The sequence below is a fragment of the Mesorhizobium sp. B4-1-3 genome (assembly GCF_006439355.1).
GTDB lineage: Bacteria > Pseudomonadota > Alphaproteobacteria > Rhizobiales > Rhizobiaceae > Mesorhizobium.
In genome coordinates this window covers 123,064-138,491 of sequence record NZ_VFTG01000008.1, presented here as the reverse complement: position 1 = coordinate 138,491, position 15,428 = coordinate 123,064, and the positions used below count along the sequence as shown (strand labels likewise).

Annotated in this window: 14 protein-coding genes, 1 tRNA gene and 1 pseudogene; 12 read left to right on the top strand and 4 right to left on the bottom strand. The window is 65.9% G+C overall.

Annotated features, from left to right (window positions below):
* Window positions 1-79: 79 nt before the first annotated feature.
* Entirely contained in the window at window positions 80-886 is an 807-nt protein-coding gene (locus tag FJW06_RS13390) for an undecaprenyl-diphosphate phosphatase (protein ID WP_140752368.1), read from the bottom strand.
* Between the two features lie 160 nt (window positions 887-1,046).
* Between FJW06_RS13390 and FJW06_RS13385 the strand changes: the two genes are divergently transcribed.
* The 11 genes and pseudogenes from FJW06_RS13385 (at window position 1,047) to FJW06_RS13335 (ending at window position 12,079) form a co-directional block, all read left to right on the top strand.
* Entirely contained in the window at window positions 1,047-1,739 is a 693-nt protein-coding gene (locus FJW06_RS13385; RefSeq protein ID WP_040986376.1) for a glutathione S-transferase family protein, read from the top strand.
* Window positions 1,720-2,871 carry a tRNA epoxyqueuosine(34) reductase QueG gene (gene queG / locus FJW06_RS13380; RefSeq protein WP_140752366.1) on the top strand — a complete coding sequence of 384 codons (1,152 nt, stop codon included), beginning with the start codon at window positions 1,720-1,722 and terminating at the stop codon, window positions 2,869-2,871. Before FJW06_RS13385 ends, queG begins: the two co-directional genes overlap by 20 nt.
* An 11-nt stretch (window positions 2,872-2,882) precedes the next feature.
* Window positions 2,883-3,785 carry an SDR family oxidoreductase gene (locus tag FJW06_RS13375; protein ID WP_140752364.1) on the top strand — a complete coding sequence of 301 codons (903 nt, stop codon included), beginning with the start codon at window positions 2,883-2,885 and terminating at the stop codon, window positions 3,783-3,785.
* An 89-nt stretch (window positions 3,786-3,874) separates the two neighbouring features.
* Window positions 3,875-4,957 (top strand): penicillin-insensitive murein endopeptidase, encoded by a 1,083-nt coding sequence (gene mepA / locus FJW06_RS13370; RefSeq protein WP_140752362.1) that lies wholly within the window; start codon window positions 3,875-3,877, stop codon window positions 4,955-4,957.
* Window positions 4,958-5,157: 200 nt separating this feature from the next.
* Window positions 5,158-6,177, top strand: a complete 1,020-nt coding sequence (locus FJW06_RS13365; RefSeq protein WP_140752360.1) for a glucokinase — start codon at window positions 5,158-5,160, stop codon at window positions 6,175-6,177.
* 118 nt (window positions 6,178-6,295) lie between these two features.
* Window positions 6,296-8,167: an ABC transporter ATP-binding protein gene (locus FJW06_RS13360; RefSeq protein ID WP_140752358.1), complete on the top strand. Its 1,872-nt coding sequence runs from the start codon at window positions 6,296-6,298 to the stop codon at window positions 8,165-8,167.
* Window positions 8,164-8,985 carry a 4-hydroxy-tetrahydrodipicolinate reductase gene (dapB, locus tag FJW06_RS13355; RefSeq protein WP_140752356.1) on the top strand — a complete coding sequence of 274 codons (822 nt, stop codon included), beginning with the start codon at window positions 8,164-8,166 and terminating at the stop codon, window positions 8,983-8,985. Before FJW06_RS13360 ends, dapB begins: the two co-directional genes overlap by 4 nt.
* A gap of 79 nt (window positions 8,986-9,064) precedes the next feature.
* The gene (locus FJW06_RS13350) at window positions 9,065-9,685 is read left to right on the top strand and encodes a 2,3-bisphosphoglycerate-dependent phosphoglycerate mutase (protein ID WP_140752354.1); all 621 of its coding nucleotides are present in this window, start codon (window positions 9,065-9,067) and stop codon (window positions 9,683-9,685) included.
* Between the two features lie 181 nt (window positions 9,686-9,866).
* A tRNA-Leu gene (locus tag FJW06_RS13345) sits at window positions 9,867-9,951 on the top strand.
* 147 nt (window positions 9,952-10,098) lie between these two features.
* Window positions 10,099-11,774, top strand: a pseudogene (locus tag FJW06_RS13340) (FAD-dependent oxidoreductase).
* Window positions 11,774-12,079, top strand: a complete 306-nt coding sequence (locus FJW06_RS13335; protein WP_140752352.1) for a UBP-type zinc finger domain-containing protein — start codon at window positions 11,774-11,776, stop codon at window positions 12,077-12,079. The pseudogene FJW06_RS13340 and the gene FJW06_RS13335 overlap by 1 nt, the downstream one beginning before the upstream one ends.
* 33 nt (window positions 12,080-12,112) lie before the next feature.
* Here the strand turns inward: FJW06_RS13335 and FJW06_RS13330 are convergent, their stop codons facing one another.
* From FJW06_RS13330 to FJW06_RS13320, 3 genes are all read right to left on the bottom strand, one after another.
* The gene (locus tag FJW06_RS13330) at window positions 12,113-12,289 is read right to left on the bottom strand and encodes a hypothetical protein (protein WP_140752350.1); all 177 of its coding nucleotides are present in this window, start codon (window positions 12,287-12,289) and stop codon (window positions 12,113-12,115) included.
* A 341-nt stretch (window positions 12,290-12,630) separates the two neighbouring features.
* A complete protein-coding gene (locus FJW06_RS13325; protein ID WP_140752346.1) occupies window positions 12,631-13,452 on the bottom strand; it encodes an aspartate/glutamate racemase family protein in 822 nt (273 codons plus the stop codon).
* A gap of 42 nt (window positions 13,453-13,494) precedes the next feature.
* Window positions 13,495-14,736 (bottom strand): D-amino acid dehydrogenase, encoded by a 1,242-nt coding sequence (locus FJW06_RS13320; RefSeq protein ID WP_140752344.1) that lies wholly within the window; start codon window positions 14,734-14,736, stop codon window positions 13,495-13,497.
* A gap of 255 nt (window positions 14,737-14,991) precedes the next feature.
* Between FJW06_RS13320 and FJW06_RS13315 the strand changes: the two genes are divergently transcribed.
* Window positions 14,992-15,279: a GIY-YIG nuclease family protein gene (locus tag FJW06_RS13315; protein ID WP_140752342.1), complete on the top strand. Its 288-nt coding sequence runs from the start codon at window positions 14,992-14,994 to the stop codon at window positions 15,277-15,279.
* The last annotated feature ends 149 nt before the right edge of the window (window positions 15,280-15,428 follow it).

The window sequence follows — 15,428 nt, the reverse complement described above, 5'->3', positions numbered from 1 at the left end:
TGAGCCGGGGCGGGGTTTGGCGAGGCCCCCACCCCGATCCGCTTTGCGGATCGATCCTCCCACGAGGGGAGGGTAAGCCTCACCCCCAGACCATCAGCGCCACCAGGCCGAGCCCTCCAACCACCAGCCGCCACCAGCCGAACAGCGCGTAGCCGTTCTTCGAGACGTAATCGAGCAGGAAGCGCACGACGATGAGCGCGGTGACGAAGGCGGCGATGAAGCCGACGGCAATGATCGGCAAATCGGCCGAGGTCAGCACGTTGCGGTTCTTGAAAAGGTCGAAGGCGAAGGCGCCGACCATGGTCGGCATGGCGAGGAAGAAGGAGAATTCGGCCGCCGCGCGCTTGTCGACGCCCATCAGCAGCGCGCCGACGATGGTCGAGCCGGAGCGCGAGGTTCCGGGGATCAGCGACAGGCACTGGAACAGGCCGATCTTGAGATAAACGCTCAACGGGAACCGCTCGACCTGGTGGAAGCGCGGCTTGAAATTGATGCGGTCGACGATGAGCAGCACCACGCCGCCAATGATCAGCATGATGCAGATCAGCCTGGGCGATTCGAACAGGATGGTCTTGATGAAATCATGTGCCAGCGCGCCGATGACCGCGGCCGGCAGGAAGGCGATGAGGATGCCGATGACGAAATGCCGGGTCTGCGGGTCGCTGGGCAGCTTGACCAGCATCCGCCAGAGCTTGCCGAAATAAACACTCAAAATGGCCAGGATGGCGCCGAGCTGGATCAGGATCTCGAAGGCCTTGCCGGTGGAATGGAAGCCGAGGAAATGGCCGGCAAGCAGGATGTGGCCGGTCGAGGACACCGGGATGAACTCGGTCAGGCCCTCCAACAGCCCAAGCAGCAGCGCTTCGACGATGGTCTGGCTTTCCATGGCAACCTCTGCTTTTGGATGACGGCTAAGGGAAGGTTTGCTTGTCACGGGGCGGAAGTGTCCCTATAGGTCGCAACACCATGACAGTCCCTGGAATCGGGCGGCCAAGACTTACCGGCGCCGCTAACGATTCGCCAGTGCGCCCTATCATCGCGGAACCATGCTGACGCTTTTCCATCATCCCATGTTCGCCACCTGCCGGTTCGTCCGCCTCGCCTTTGGCGAGTATGGCGAGGAGCTGGCGCTGATCGAGGAAAAGCCGTGGACCAGGCGCAAGGAGTTCCTGGCGCTGAACCCGGCCGGCACGCTGCCGATCCTGCTCGCCGAAGGCGACGTGCCGATCGTCGGCGCCATGGTGATCGCCGAATATCTCGACGAGACGCGGGGCGTCTTGAAGCGCGACAAACGGCTGTTCGCCGAGGACCCGATGCAGCGCGCCGAGATCCGCCGGCTGACCGACTGGTATCTGGCGAAGGCCGAAAGCGAGGTGACCCGCCATCTGGTGCGCGAGCGCGTGCTAAAGCCGGTGATGCCTGAAACCGCGGGCGGCGGCTCGCCCGATTCGGCCGCGATCCGCGCCGCGCGCGCCAACATCCGCCAGCACATGAAATACACCAACTGGCTTGCCGGCACGCGCCATTGGCTCGCCGGCAACAAGGTGACCTATGCGGACCTCGCGGCGGCGGCGACGCTTTCGGTGCTCGATTATCTCGGCGAGATCGACTGGCGCGAACATGGCGCCGCGCGCGAATGGTACACGCGGGTGAAATCGCGGCCGTCGTTCCGGCCGCTGCTCTCCGACCGGGTGCGCGGCCTGTCGCCGGTATCGCATTATGCGGATCTCGACTTCTGAAAAACTGCGCGCGCTGATCGAGGCGGAGGCGCGCCGCGCCGGCTTCGAGGCGGTCGCCGTGACCCGGCCGGACGCGATCCCGCTGGCGCCGGCAAGGCTCGCCGAATTCGTCGCCGACGGATTCCACGGCTCGATGGAGTGGATCGCCGAGACGGTTCAGCGGCGCGCCGAGCCCTCAACGCTGTGGCCGGAGGTGCGCTCGATCATCGTGCTGGCGATGAATTACGGCCCTGACCGCGACCCGCGCGATATCCTGGCAAAGCCCGACCGCGGCGCGATCTCGGTCTATGCGCAGAACCGCGACTATCACGACGTGATGAAGGGCCGGCTGAAGGAGATCGCCGGCAAGATCGTGGCCAAGGCCGGCGGCGACGTGAAGGTGTTCGTCGATACAGCACCCGTGATGGAAAAACCGCTGGCGGAAGCCGCGGGCCTCGGTTGGCAGGGCAAGCACACCAACCTGGTCAGCCGCGCGCATGGCTCATGGCTGTTCCTCGGCACGATCTTCACCACGGCCGAGCTGGAACCCGACGAGGCCGAGATCGACCATTGCGGCTCCTGCCGCGCCTGCCTCGACATATGCCCGACCGACGCGTTTCCCGCGCCCTACCGGCTCGATGCGCGGCGCTGCATCTCCTACCTGACCATCGAGAACAAGGGCCCGATCCCGCGCGAATTCCGCAAGGCGATCGGCAACCGCATCTATGGCTGCGACGATTGCCTGGCCGCCTGTCCGTGGAACAAGTTCGCCAGCGCGGCTTCGGAGGCGAAGCTTGCCGCGCGCGCCGATCTGCGCGAGCCAAAGCTTTCGGAGCTGCTCGCCCTCGACGATGCGGCGTTCCGCGCTTTCTTCTCGGGCTCGCCGGTCAAGCGCATCGGTCGCGACCGCTTTGTTCGCAACGTGCTGATCGCCGCCGGCAATTCGGGCGACGCTTCGCTGACGCCGATCGCGCGCGGTCTGCTGGGCGACGCCTCGCCGCTGGTGCGGGGTGCGGCAATCTGGGCCCTGTCGCGACTGCTCTCCGACCGCGAATTTGGCGGCCTCGCCGCCTCAGCTTCGAAGTCCGAAACGGATGCGACGGTCCGCGAGGAATGGCTGGCAGCGCTGGCAAATCCGGCGCAGGCCGATTGAAGGGTTCATCGATGAGCGAAAGACGCTTCTTCATCTTTGGCGCCGGCTATTCGGCAAAGGCTTTCGCGCGGGCCAACGGGCACCACGCACCGATCCTTGGCACGACCCGGGCGCCGGAGAAGTTCGAGGCGCTGCGATCGGCCGGCATCGAACCGCTGCAGTTCGACGGCTCGCTGTCGCCCGAGCTCGGCGACGCGCTTCGGCAGACCACGCATCTCATCGTCTCGGTGGCTCCCGACGAAGCCGGCGATCCGGTGCTCAACGGCGCCGGAGCAACGATCCGGGCAAACATGCCGGCGCTGCAATGGATCGGCTATCTCTCCACTGTCGGCGTCTATGGCGACCATGGCGGCGCCTGGGTGGACGAGACCAGCGACTGCCGGCCGGTGTCGAAGCGTTCGACGATGCGCGTGGCGGCCGAACAGGAGTGGCTGGAGCTTGGCCGCGAGATCGGCAAACCTGTGGCGATCCTGCGTCTGTCCGGCATCTACGGGCCCGGCCGCAACGCGCTGGCCAATCTCGAGGACGGCACGGCGCGGCGGCTGGTCAAGCCGGGGCAGGTGTTCAACCGCATCCATCGCGACGACATTGCCGGCGCGCTTTGGCTCCTGGCGGGAAAAAGTATCGGCGGCATCTTCAACGTCACCGACGACGAGCCGGCGCCGCCGCAGGATGTCGTGGCCTATGCCGCCGGACTGATGGGCGTCGAACCGCCGCCGGAAATTCCCTTCGAGACCGCCCAACTTTCGCCCATGGCGCGGTCTTTCTATGGCGAGAACAAGCGCGTCGCGAATCAGGCGATCAAGGCGGCCGGCTACCGCTTCCGGTTTCCCAACTACCGGGTGGCGCTGGAGCGGATGTGGGCCGAGGGCAACTGGCGGGACGGAGCGCCGCGCAGCCCGATGAGGCGCTGAAGATCGATACGGGACGCGCGGCGTGGTATGATTCGTTCCTGATCGCCTGACCGTGCCGCGACGGATAGACTGGAGAGGGACCCGGCCTGATGAATTTGCGATCGCTGCCTGACCGCAAGCCGTTCCTGACCGCCGCGCTGGCGCTGGTGGCGCTCGCCGGGCTGGCGGCTGCCGCCATTTCGGCCGAACCCCGCGCGAAGGAGCTGTTCGGCGCCCGAAAACTGCCTGCCGTGGCGCCTGCCCAATCCTTCGGCTTCTACTCGAAAGGCTGCTTCGCCGGCGGCGTGGCGCTGCCGATGGACGGTCCGACCTGGGAGGTGATGCGTCCGTCGCGCAACCGCCGTTGGGGCCATCCGGCGATGATCGCGCTGATCGAAAAGCTGTCGCGCGACGCGGTGGCCGATGGCTGGCCGGGGCTTCTGGTCGGCGATGTCTCGCAGCCGCGCGGCGGACCGATGATGACCGGCCATGCCTCGCACCAGATCGGCCTCGACGCCGATATCTGGCTGACGCCGATGCCGAAGCGGCCGCTGAGCATTGCGCAGCGCGAGACCATGAGCGCCACGCTGATGGTCGACGAAAAGACGCATCTGGTGAAAGACGCGCTGTGGACGCCGGCGCATACAAGGCTTTTGAAGCGCGCGGCGAGCTATCCCGAGGTCGAGCGCATCCTGGTCAATCCAGGCATCAAGAAGAAACTCTGCGACACCGTCACCGGCGACCGTTCCTGGCTGCGCAAGATCCGGCCGTTCTGGGGCCATGACTATCATTTCCATATGCGCATCGGCTGTCAGCCGGGCTCGCCGTTCTGCAAGGGGCAGGAAGCGACGCCGAACGACGACGGCTGCGGCAAGCCGCTGGCCTGGTGGTTCACCGAAGAGCCGTGGCGGCCCAACAAGAACCCGGATGCGCCCAAGGCACGCGACCTGATGACGATGGCCAACCTGCCGAAGCAATGCCAGGATGTGGTCAACGCGCCGGACGCGCCATCGCTGGAGGCGGTGACCTATCACGGGAGCGGCGCCACCGCGGTCACTGTCGCCGAACCGCAGCCGAGCGAGCCGGCGGAAACGATCTCCAGCGGCAGTGCCGCGATCCCGGCGGCGGCAAGCGCCTTCGCGCCGACGCCCAAGATCGGCATCCCGCTGCCGAGGCCAAGGCCGGGAAACTAGGGCGTTTCACCGTTTCGGAAACGGCGAAACGCCCATCTGTTTGCTTTGACGCAATTCCAAATAGAAAACCGCTCACGCTTTTCCGGGAATTGCTCTAAGGCGCAAGCGGGCTTCCCCTTTGCGGGGTCATGCGCTAGTCAATCGATTGAAATGGGCGATTGAAACGCCGCAGTGGCGCCGCAACGAGGACGATCAAGAGCATGGCAGGCGAAGACGAGAAGGGGCTGCGGTTTCCGGTCCTGATCGGCGACATTGGCGGCACCAATGCGCGCTTCTCGATCGTGCTCGACGCCAATTCGGAGGCGACCGAGCCGCAGATCGTCCAGACGGCCAACTTCAAGACCATCGACGAGGCTATCCAGGCGGCTGTGCTCGACCGCTCGTCGATTCAGCCGAATTCGGCGGTGCTGGCGATCGCCGGGCCGGTCGACGGCGACGAGATCCCCCTCACCAACTGCCCCTGGGTCGTGAAGCCGCGGCAGATGCTCGCCAATCTGGGCTTGGGCGAGGTCGTGGTGCTCAATGATTTCGAGGCGCAGGCGCTGGCTGTGGTGGCGCTCGGCGAAGAGCATATGGAAAAGATCGGCGGCGGCGCGCCGGAGCCCAATGCGAGCCGCGTCGTGCTCGGCCCCGGCACGGGCCTCGGCGTCGCCGGTCTGATCTATGCGCTCAACCACTGGATCCCGGTGCCGGGCGAGGGCGGGCATATGGATATCGGCCCGCGCACGCCGCGCGACTTCGAGGTGTTCCCGCATATCGGCAAGCTCGAAGGCCGCATCTCCGGCGAGCAGATCCTGTGCGGACGCGGGCTGGTCAACGTCTACCGCGCCGTGGCGAGGACAGACGGCAAGCCGACGCCCTTAACGACGCCGGCCGAGATCACCGGCGCCGCGCTCGCCAAAACCGACGCGGTGGCCGAAGAGGCGCTGGAGCTGTTCGTCACCTGCCTCGGCCGCACCGCCGGCGATCTCGCGCTGGTGTTCATGGGCCGCGGCGGCGTGTTCCTCACCGGCGGCATCGCGCAAAAGATCCTGCCGGCGCTGAAGGAAGGCAATTTCCGGGCTGCCTTCGAGGACAAGGCGCCGCACAGCGCGCTGATGCGCGAAATGCCGGTCTATGTCATCACCCATCCGCTGGCGGCGCTGCTCGGGCTCGCGGCCTATGCCAGGACGCCGTCGCTGTTCGGCGTCAACACGGCAGGGCGGCACTGGCGGGCCTGAGCGCGCCCGGGTTCGCAACGGCGATTGGCCGCCGCGACGAAGTTTCGCCATAGGCAAGCCGTAGCCGGGGCGTTAAGAGGGTTGGCCATATGACGAGAACCCACGAAGCGCTTCCGATTTGACACTTCAAAATCCAGACAAGCACAAGACCCGACCGGGCGAGGTCACCGCGGTGCTGCGCCGCATCGTCGCAGAAAACGGCTATGACCATCGCTGGTCCTACGCGGTCGTCATCGTCTGCTCGCTGCTGGTTTCGGGCGCGACCGCCTTCTCGGCCTGGGTCATGGCGCCGATGGTCAATCAAATCTTCTACGAACGGAGCAGCGGCGCCGTCTGGTGGATTTGCGCCGGCTTCATGGGCGCGTTCCTCGTGCGCGGCTTTGCCGGTTACGGCCAGGCGGTGATGTTAGCCACGATCGGCAACAATCTCGTCGCCCGGTACCAGAAACGCTGTTTCGACCAACTGATGAAGCTCGGCGTCAATTTCTTCAACGACACGCGTTCCGGGCGACTGGCGGCGCAGCTGGACGAGAATGTCGGCGGCATTCGCGACCTGCTGTCGCTGACCTTGATTTCGATCACCCGCGACGCGGTGACGCTGATCGGCCTAGTCTGCCTGATGGTCTACCAGGATCCGGTGTTGTCGCTAAGCTCGCTTCTGATCGGACCGCCGCTGATCTGGGCCGTCGTCTACATCACCCGCCGGGTGCGCAAGATCAACCGCGAATCGGTGCTGATCAACTCGCGGCTGAGCGGCTCGGTGCAGGAGGCAGTTCAAGGCATCGCCATCGTCAAGGCCTTCACCATGGAGGACGAGCTGGCCCGCCGCATCGGCATCATGGCCGATACGGCCGAGCAGCGCAGCAACAAGATCGCCCGCGTCTCCGAGCGGCTGTCGCCGATTTCCGACATGCTGGCCGGTCTCGCCGTTACCGCCGTCATCGCTTATTCCGGCTATCGGGCATTGTATCTCGGCCAACCGCCTGGGGCGGTGTTTTCCTTCATCACCGCGCTAATCCTGGCCTATGATCCGGCGCGGCGCCTAGCGCGCATGCAGGTGACGATGGAACGCGCGCTGGTCAATGCGCGCATGATCTACGAGCTGCTCGACCTCGAGCCGAGGCAGGGGGATGCCCCCGACGCGGTCGAGGCGAAAATCACCACGGGCGAGGTGCGCTTCAACAATGTGACCTTCGGCTACAGCGCCGACATGCCGGTGCTGCGGGATATGAACTTCACCGCCGCCGCCGGCAAGGTGACGGCGATCGTCGGCGCCTCGGGCGCCGGCAAGTCGACGCTGGTGGCGCTGCTGCAGCGCTTCTACGACGTCGACAAGGGCTCGATCGAGGTCGACGGCCAGGACATCTCGAAGGTGACCAAGCGCTCGCTGCGCCAGTCGATCGCCTATGTCTCGCAGGCGCCCTATCTCTTCGAAGGCACGATCCGCGACAACATCCGCTATGGCCGGCTCTCGGCCACCGATGCCGAGATCGAGCAGGCGGCGAAACTCGCCGCCGCCGACGAGTTCATCCGCCAGCAGCCGCAAGGCTACGACACGCCGGTCGGCGAAGGCGGCTCGACCCTTTCTGGCGGCCAGCGCCAGCGCGTGTCGATCGCGCGCGCCATCGTTCGCCAGGCGCCGATCCTCCTGCTCGACGAGGCGACCTCGGCGCTCGACAACGAGGCGGAGGCGCGCGTCCAGGAAGCGCTCACCCATGTGATGGAGGGGCGCACGACCATCGTCATCGCGCACCGACTGTCGACGGTGGTCAATGCCGACCACATCATCGTGCTGGAAGAGGGGCGGCTGGTCGAGGAAGGCACGCATGCCACGCTGATGGCCGACCCGAACAGCGTCTATGCCCGCTTCCACCGGATCCAGGGCAAGAAGGGCCTGGGGCTTGTCGACGACGTCAAGGCAAGCCAGACTTCGGCCCAAACTCCGGCGCCGCGCAGCCGCGCCAAGAAGACCATCGGGAGAAGCGCATGAGTGAAGCCGGCGATATGGGCCTGGTGGTGGTGGGCGCCGCCGGCCGCATGGGCCAGACGCTGATCCGCGCCATCCATACGATGCCCGGCGCGCGCGTCGCCGCCGCGATCGAGCGGCCGGACTCCCCCTATCTCGGCAAGGATGCCGGCGAGCTTGCCGGTATCGGCACCGTCAACGTGCCGATCGTCGACGATCCGCTGCCGGCCTTCGCCAAGGCCGACGGCGTGCTCGATTTCACCGCGCCGGCCGCAAGCGTCGAATTCGCCGGCTATGCCGCGCAGGCGCGCATCGTTCATGTCATCGGCACCACCGGCTGCTCGGCCGACGATGACGCGAAGATCGCCGCCGCCGCGCGGCATGCCACGATCGTCAAATCCGGCAATATGAGCCTCGGCGTCAACCTTCTGGCGGTGCTAGTCGAGCAGGCCGCGAAGGCGCTCGGCGCGGACGATTTCGACATTGAGATCCTGGAGATGCATCACCGCCACAAGGTCGACGCGCCGTCCGGCACGGCGCTGCTGCTCGGCGAGGCGGCGGCCAAGGGGCGCGGCATCGATCTTGCCGACAACAGCGTGCGGGTGCGCGACGGCCATACCGGCGTGCGCAAGGCGGGCTCAATCGGCTTCGCGACGCTGCGCGGCGGCTCGGTGGTCGGCGACCACAGCGTGATCCTTGCCGGCACCGGCGAGCGCATCACGCTCTCCCACCATGCCGAGGACCGGGCGATCTTCGCCCGCGGCGCGGTGAAGGCCGCGCTTTGGGCCCGCGGCAAGAAGCCGGGCCTCTATTCCATGCGGGATGTGCTTGGCCTGAGCTGACACAAGCCTGAAGTATTTCCTTCTTACGCAATTCCGGACGGGAAATCGCTGGAACTGCCAAAACCCCAGAGGAGCTGACATGTCGGGAACTCTCGTGCTCGTGCGCCACGGCCAGAGCGAATGGAACCTGAAGAACCTGTTCACCGGCTGGCGCGACGTCGACCTGACCGAGCAGGGCACGGCGGAAGCGCTGGCGGCCGGCGAAAAGCTCAAGGCGCGCGGCCTGAAATTCGACATCGCCTACACCTCCGCCCTGAAGCGGGCGCAGAAGACCTGCCAGCACATCCTCGACGTGGTCGGCCAGAGCGAGCTGAAGACGATCCGCGACCAGGCGCTCAACGAGCGCGACTATGGCGACCTCTCCGGCCTCAACAAGGACGATGCGCGCAAGAAATGGGGCGAGGAGCAGGTGCATATCTGGCGCCGCTCCTACGACATCGCGCCGCCCGGCGGCGAAAGCCTCAAGGACACCGGCGCGCGTGTGTGGCCCTATTACCTGCACGAGGTGCAGCCGCATGTGCTGCGCGGCGAGACGGTGCTGGTCGCCGCGCACGGCAATTCGCTGCGCGCGCTGATCATGGCGCTGGACGGCAAGAGCGGCGAGGAGATCGTCAAGCTCGAGCTCGGCACCGGCGTGCCGATCATCTACAAACTCAACGCCGATTCCACTGTGGCCAAGAAAGAAGTGCTGGAGGGGTAAGCTTCCTTCTCCCCGTTCACGGGGAGAAGGTGCCGGCAGGCGGATGAGGGGCGGCGCCAGCTTCGGCGATTAACTCGACAGGGCTCAAAGCCAGAACCGGAGCCCTGCCTGTCCAGCGCCAGCGCCGACGAAAAAAGCGCGTTGACACATACCGTTTGCCCGCTTACTAGAGCGCCCACCAGCCCAGATGGCGGAATTGGTAGACGCGCACGGTTCAGGTCCGTGTTCCGCAAGGAGTGGAGGTTCGAGTCCTCTTCTGGGCACCAAATTCCCGTTCGGAACGTTTCGAGGTTCCAGGACGCAAAGAAGAAGCCCGGTTCGTCCGGGCTTTCTTTTTGAGCCAACCTCCCCTTCCGGCCAGCCTCCCAACAAACCGCTTCAAACCCGCCGCGCCGGGCGCTACGGTCCGCCCCATGGCCCCTTCCGTCAGCCCGACCATCGCCGCGCGGCGCGACCAGATGTTTCCCGTGCTCGCCGACGCGGACATCGAGCGTATGCGCCGCTTCGGCGTGCGCAGAGCCTATGCCGCCGGCGATCACATCGTGACGGCCGGCACGGTGTCGCCAGGCGTGATCCTCATCCTGTCGGGCAAGGTCGACATCACCCAGGCCGGCGGGATCGGCCGGCCTGAGCCGATCATCACCTATGGCCCCGGCAATTTCGTCGGCGAGCTGGCGCAGTTGTCGAACCGGCCGTCGCTGGTCAATGCCGAGGCGAACGGGCCGGTCGAGGCGATCGTCATCCCCTCGCAGCGGCTGCGCGACCTAATGGTGCAGGAGGCTAATCTCGGCGAGCGCGTCATGCGGGCGCTGATCCTGCGCCGGGTCGGCCTGCTCGAAAGCGGCGCCAGCGGGCCGGTCGTCATCGGCCCTCGGGGCAATGGCGACGTGCTGCGGCTCGAAAGCTTTCTGCGCCGCAGCGGGCTTCCCCATCGCGCGCTCGATTCCGACACCGACCCTTGCGCGAAAACGCTGATCGAGCGGTTCCATGTCGACCCGCATCATCTGCCGATCGTGCTCTGCCCCAACGGCAAGCTGATGCATAATCCCGGCGAGACCGAGCTTGCCCGCTGTACCGGCCTGCTGCGGCCGATCGATGCCGAAAAAGTCTACGACGTGGCGATCGTCGGCGCCGGGCCGGCGGGGCTGGCGGCAGCGGTCTATGCCGCTTCCGAAGGGCTGTCGACCATCGTGCTCGACTGCCGCGCTTTCGGCGGGCAGGCGGGCGCTTCGGCCCGCATCGAGAACTATCTCGGATTCCCGACCGGGATCACCGGCATGGCGCTGATGGCGCGCGCGCCTATAACCAGGCGCAGAAATTCGGCGTCGAGATGGTGATCCCCGACGAGGCGAGGCTGCTCGACGATGCCGGCGACGGCGCCCGCTACCAGCTTGCCATCGGCGACGGCGAGAGCGTGCGCTCACGCGCGGTGGTGATCGCCAGCGGCGCGCGCTACCGCCGCCTCGACATCGCGAACCTCGCGCAGTTCGAGGGCACCTCGGTGCATTACTGGGCCTCGCCGATCGAGGCCAGGCTTTGCCGGGGTCAGGAGGCGGCGCTGGTCGGCGCCGGCAACTCGGCCGGACAGGCGGCCGTCTATCTGGCGAGCCAGGTGAAGAAGGTGACGCTGCTGGCGCGCCGCGACGGCCTCGACGCCACCATGTCGCGCTATCTGGTCGAGCGCATCGCGGCGCAGCCGAACATCGAAGTGCTGACGGAGACCGAGGTCGCGGCGCTGGAGGGCAGCCAAGGCAATCTGGAAGGGCTGCGCTGGCGCAACCGAGTGACCGGCGAGGAGACGACGCGCGCCATCCGCCACCTCTTCCTGTTCATCGGCGCCGATCCGAACACAGACTGGCTGGCGAATTGGAACGTGGCGCTGGACGCCAAGCGTTTCGTGCGCACCGGGCCGGACGTGGCGCCAGGCCATGGCCTGATGGAGACGAGCCGCGGCGGCGTGTTCGCCATCGGCGACGTGCGCTGCGGCTCGACCAAGCGTGTCGCGGCCGCCGTCGGCGAGGGCGCGCAGGTGGTCGCGGCATTGCATGCCTATCTGGCGCAAAATGCTGAACCGGCGAGGAGAGCGTGATGGATGAATGCAGGCACACCAAGGACATCAAAAAGGTCACGCCGAGCGCGCTGGGCTGCGAGGAATGCCTGAAGAGCGGCTCCTGGTGGGTACATCTCAGGCTCTGCCGCACCTGCGGCCATGTCGGCTGCTGCGACGACTCGCCCAACCGCCACGCGACAAAGCATTTTCATGCCACGCAGCATCCGGTCATCGAGGGCTACGACCCGCCGGAAGGCTGGGGCTGGTGCTTCGTCGACGAGGTGTTCATCGACCTCGAAGGCGATACGACGCCGCAGAAAGGGCCGATCCCGAAATTTGTTTGACGGCACGGTGCGAGCCGGCAGCCAGGAGTCGGTTTAGCGCACCGAGCTCGTCACGGTCGGATCGACGGCATCGGGAACGGATTTGCGCTCATTGCCGGCGAAGATGCCGATGAGGAGAAGGCTGAGCACAACCGGCACAAACAGGATGGCGACGCGCGCCTGCACGTAAAAGATCGCGCGCCATTCGTTTCGCTTTTCGTCGTTCATCATGCTCGCTCTGTCTGCGCCTCCCCGAGGAGGGGACATAGAGACGAAGCGTTAAACATCTCCTTCCGATTCGGTTAACGGGCGACGATCTGCGTTAGTCGCAAAGGGCAGCGCTGCCCCCTCTCCGTCCGCTTCGCGGCCACCTCTCCCCCACTTTGTGGGGGCGAGGAACCCAAGCTTGCGAAGGGTCGCGGCCTTGGCGATTGGCGTTTTCTCGCCCCCTTGAAATGGGGGAGAGGGTGGACCGGCGCGCAGCGCCGAGACGGAGCGGGGGATCGCCCTATGCAATTGGATGCTGGATGCGCTTTCAGTTCTGCGGACAGCCTGAAAGCCCGCCCCGCCGATCAAACAGCAGGCAGCGCAAACAGCCTCCCACCCGCCGGCACGACGTCGTCGATGCCGGCAAGGCGCAGGCAGTGCCAGGCCATGGCGTGGTTGGAGGAGGTGACGGGAATGCCGATGCGCCGCTCCAGCTCCGCCACGGCTTCGGCGACGCGCAGGCTGGTGCAGGAGATGAAGATCGCATCGACGCCGGGCACCTCAGCCATGCGCTCGGCCGCCGCCTCGATCGAGGCGAGCGAGATGCGGGCCGCCTCGCGGTCGTCGCGGCGGTCGAAGGTGGCGACGGCCGATATGTCGAGGCCACGGCCAGTGAAATAGCGAACCAGGCCCTGGTTGATCTCGGGCGCGTAAGGGGTGAGCAGGCCGATGCCCTTGACGCCCAATGCCTTGAAGGCGGCCAAGGCGCCGGTGACCGGCGTGGTGCAGGCGACGCCCGGCCGCGCCTTCCTGATCTCGGCGAAGACGGCCTCCTCGCCGAGAGTCATGGTGGCCGAGGTGCAGCCGAAGCCGACGACGTCGAGCGGAATGCTGGGCAGGATTAGGTCGACGGTCGGCGCGATGCGCGGTCCGATGGCGCGCAAAGTGTCCGGCGTGATGTCGTTGTCGTTGAAGAGGCGCGCCTCGTAGAAGGCGACGCCCGGAATGCGGATCAGCGCGCGGAACTCATGCTCCAGCGTCTGGTCGGTGGCGAGGATCGCGAGGCCGATCGCCGCGCGTGAGGCGAGGCCGCCGTCGATCTCCGACGGCAGCACGCCCAGATCGAGTGGCTTGGGATCGACCGGTCCTGGCGATTGAGGGCGGGTGGCGGCCGCACTGACAGACATGGCATTCCCTTTCCTGGTCGATCCGAAGCCGAGATCATGCGCTCAATTCAAAAGTCCATCCATGGAAATCGCCGGCTTGCGGCCGGCGATCAGATCGGCGGTGATGCGGGCCGAGCCGTGCGACATGGTCCAGCCGATATGGCCGTGCCCGGTGTTGAGGTAGAGATTGCCGAGGCGCCGCCGGCCGAATTCGGGCAGGTTGTTGGGCGTCATCGGCCTGAGACCCGCCCACATCTCGGCGCGATCATAATCGGCGCCTTCGGGATAGAGCTCCTCGGTCACGCCCTTCATGAAGGCGAAATCGGCAGGCTTATGGCTGGTGTTGTAGCCGGCGAACTCGGCTGTGGCGGTGACGCGCAGCCGGTCGCCAAAGCGCGAGACGGCGACCAGATTGTGCTCGTCGATCGCGGCGATGGTCGGCGGCTGGGGCCGGTTGCCGATCGGAATGGTCAGCGAATAGCCCTTGATCGGATAGATCGGCAGGCTGAGCCCTATCGTCTTCGCAATCAGCGGACTGTAGGAGCCGAGCGCCAGCACATAGGCGTTGCCCTTGACCGCCCCCTTGTCCGTCAGCACCTGCGCGACGCCGTCTCCCGATGTCTCTATGCCGGTGATGGTCGTGCCGGTGCGGATCTCGCCGCCGCGCTCGATCACCTTGGCGGCCAGCGCGCGGGTAAACTTCGCCGGGTCGCCGGTCTCGTCGGTCGGGCAATGGATGCCGCCGGCGATCTTTTCCTTCGCCGAGGCCAGCGACGGATCGAGCGCGACAATGGCGTCGCGGTCGAGCACCTTGATCAACTGGCCGTCGGATTCGAGCAGCTTCATATGCTCGACGCCTTTGTCGAGCGCCTGCTGGCTGCGGTAGAAATAGAGGATGCCGCGATCGTTGCGATCATAGTCGATGGCCTCGTCGGCGACGACTTCTTGCAGCACCGATTGCGAATAGACGGCGAGCCGGTGCTTGAGCAGCGTGTTGCGCCTCGCCTTCTCGGCCGTGCATTCCATCAGGAACAGCCATGACCAAGAGTAGAGCCGGGGATCGGCCGAAAGTTTGAAGCGCAGCGCCTGGTCCTTCAGCACCAGCGATTTCAGCAGGATCATCGGCGCCTTGGGCGACGACCAGACGAAGGAATGCCCCGGCGCGATCATGCCGGCATTGCCCCAGCTGGTCTCGGCGGCGACCTGAGGCTGCCGCTCGAGGATGACGACCTCGTGCCCGTCCTTCTGCAGCTGATAGGCGGTGGTAACGCCGACCACGCCGCCACCCAACACGACCACGCGCATGGCGCCTCCCGGAGATCGCAGGTTGGGGGCAGTTTAGAATGTGGATCGCGCTGTGCAATGGCACACACACCGGGATGTAGGCGGGACAGCGCGCCTCCGCGTGGGCAGAACGATCGCAAATGGCGCTTCGTCATTCTAGGGCGGAGCAAGGAGCGAAGCGACGCGCGCAGACCCTAGAATCCATGCCGTGACATTAGCCATAGAATGCAACGATCCAGAATAGCCGTCCAAGACCGCGCCAGCTAAGATCACCAGATGACCGGCTACGTTTACATGACCGCAAGCCAGAAAGGCGGCACGATCTATATCGGCGTCACCAATGATCTTGCTCGTCGAATGCCCGAGCACAAGACCGGCCAAGGCTCCAGTTTCACCAGCCGCTACGGTGTGCAGCGTCTCGTCTGGTACGAGGAATATTTCGACATCGCCGATGCCATCCAGCGTGAGACGTCATTGAAGCGTTGGCCACGCCGGTGGAGGATCGAGCTGATCGAGGAGACCAATCCGGAATGGTTCGAGCTCTTTCGCGGAATTGGCTGGTAAACCGTTCTGGACCGTGGCGGCTCTCAGGCGTAACGGCATGGATTCTAGGGTCTTCGCCTGTCGCTTCGCTCCTTGCTCCGCCCTAGAATGACGAAGGACAAGGGCTGGCAGGCCAGAGGGGGCGCGAAGGATTACCACGATGACGTGGT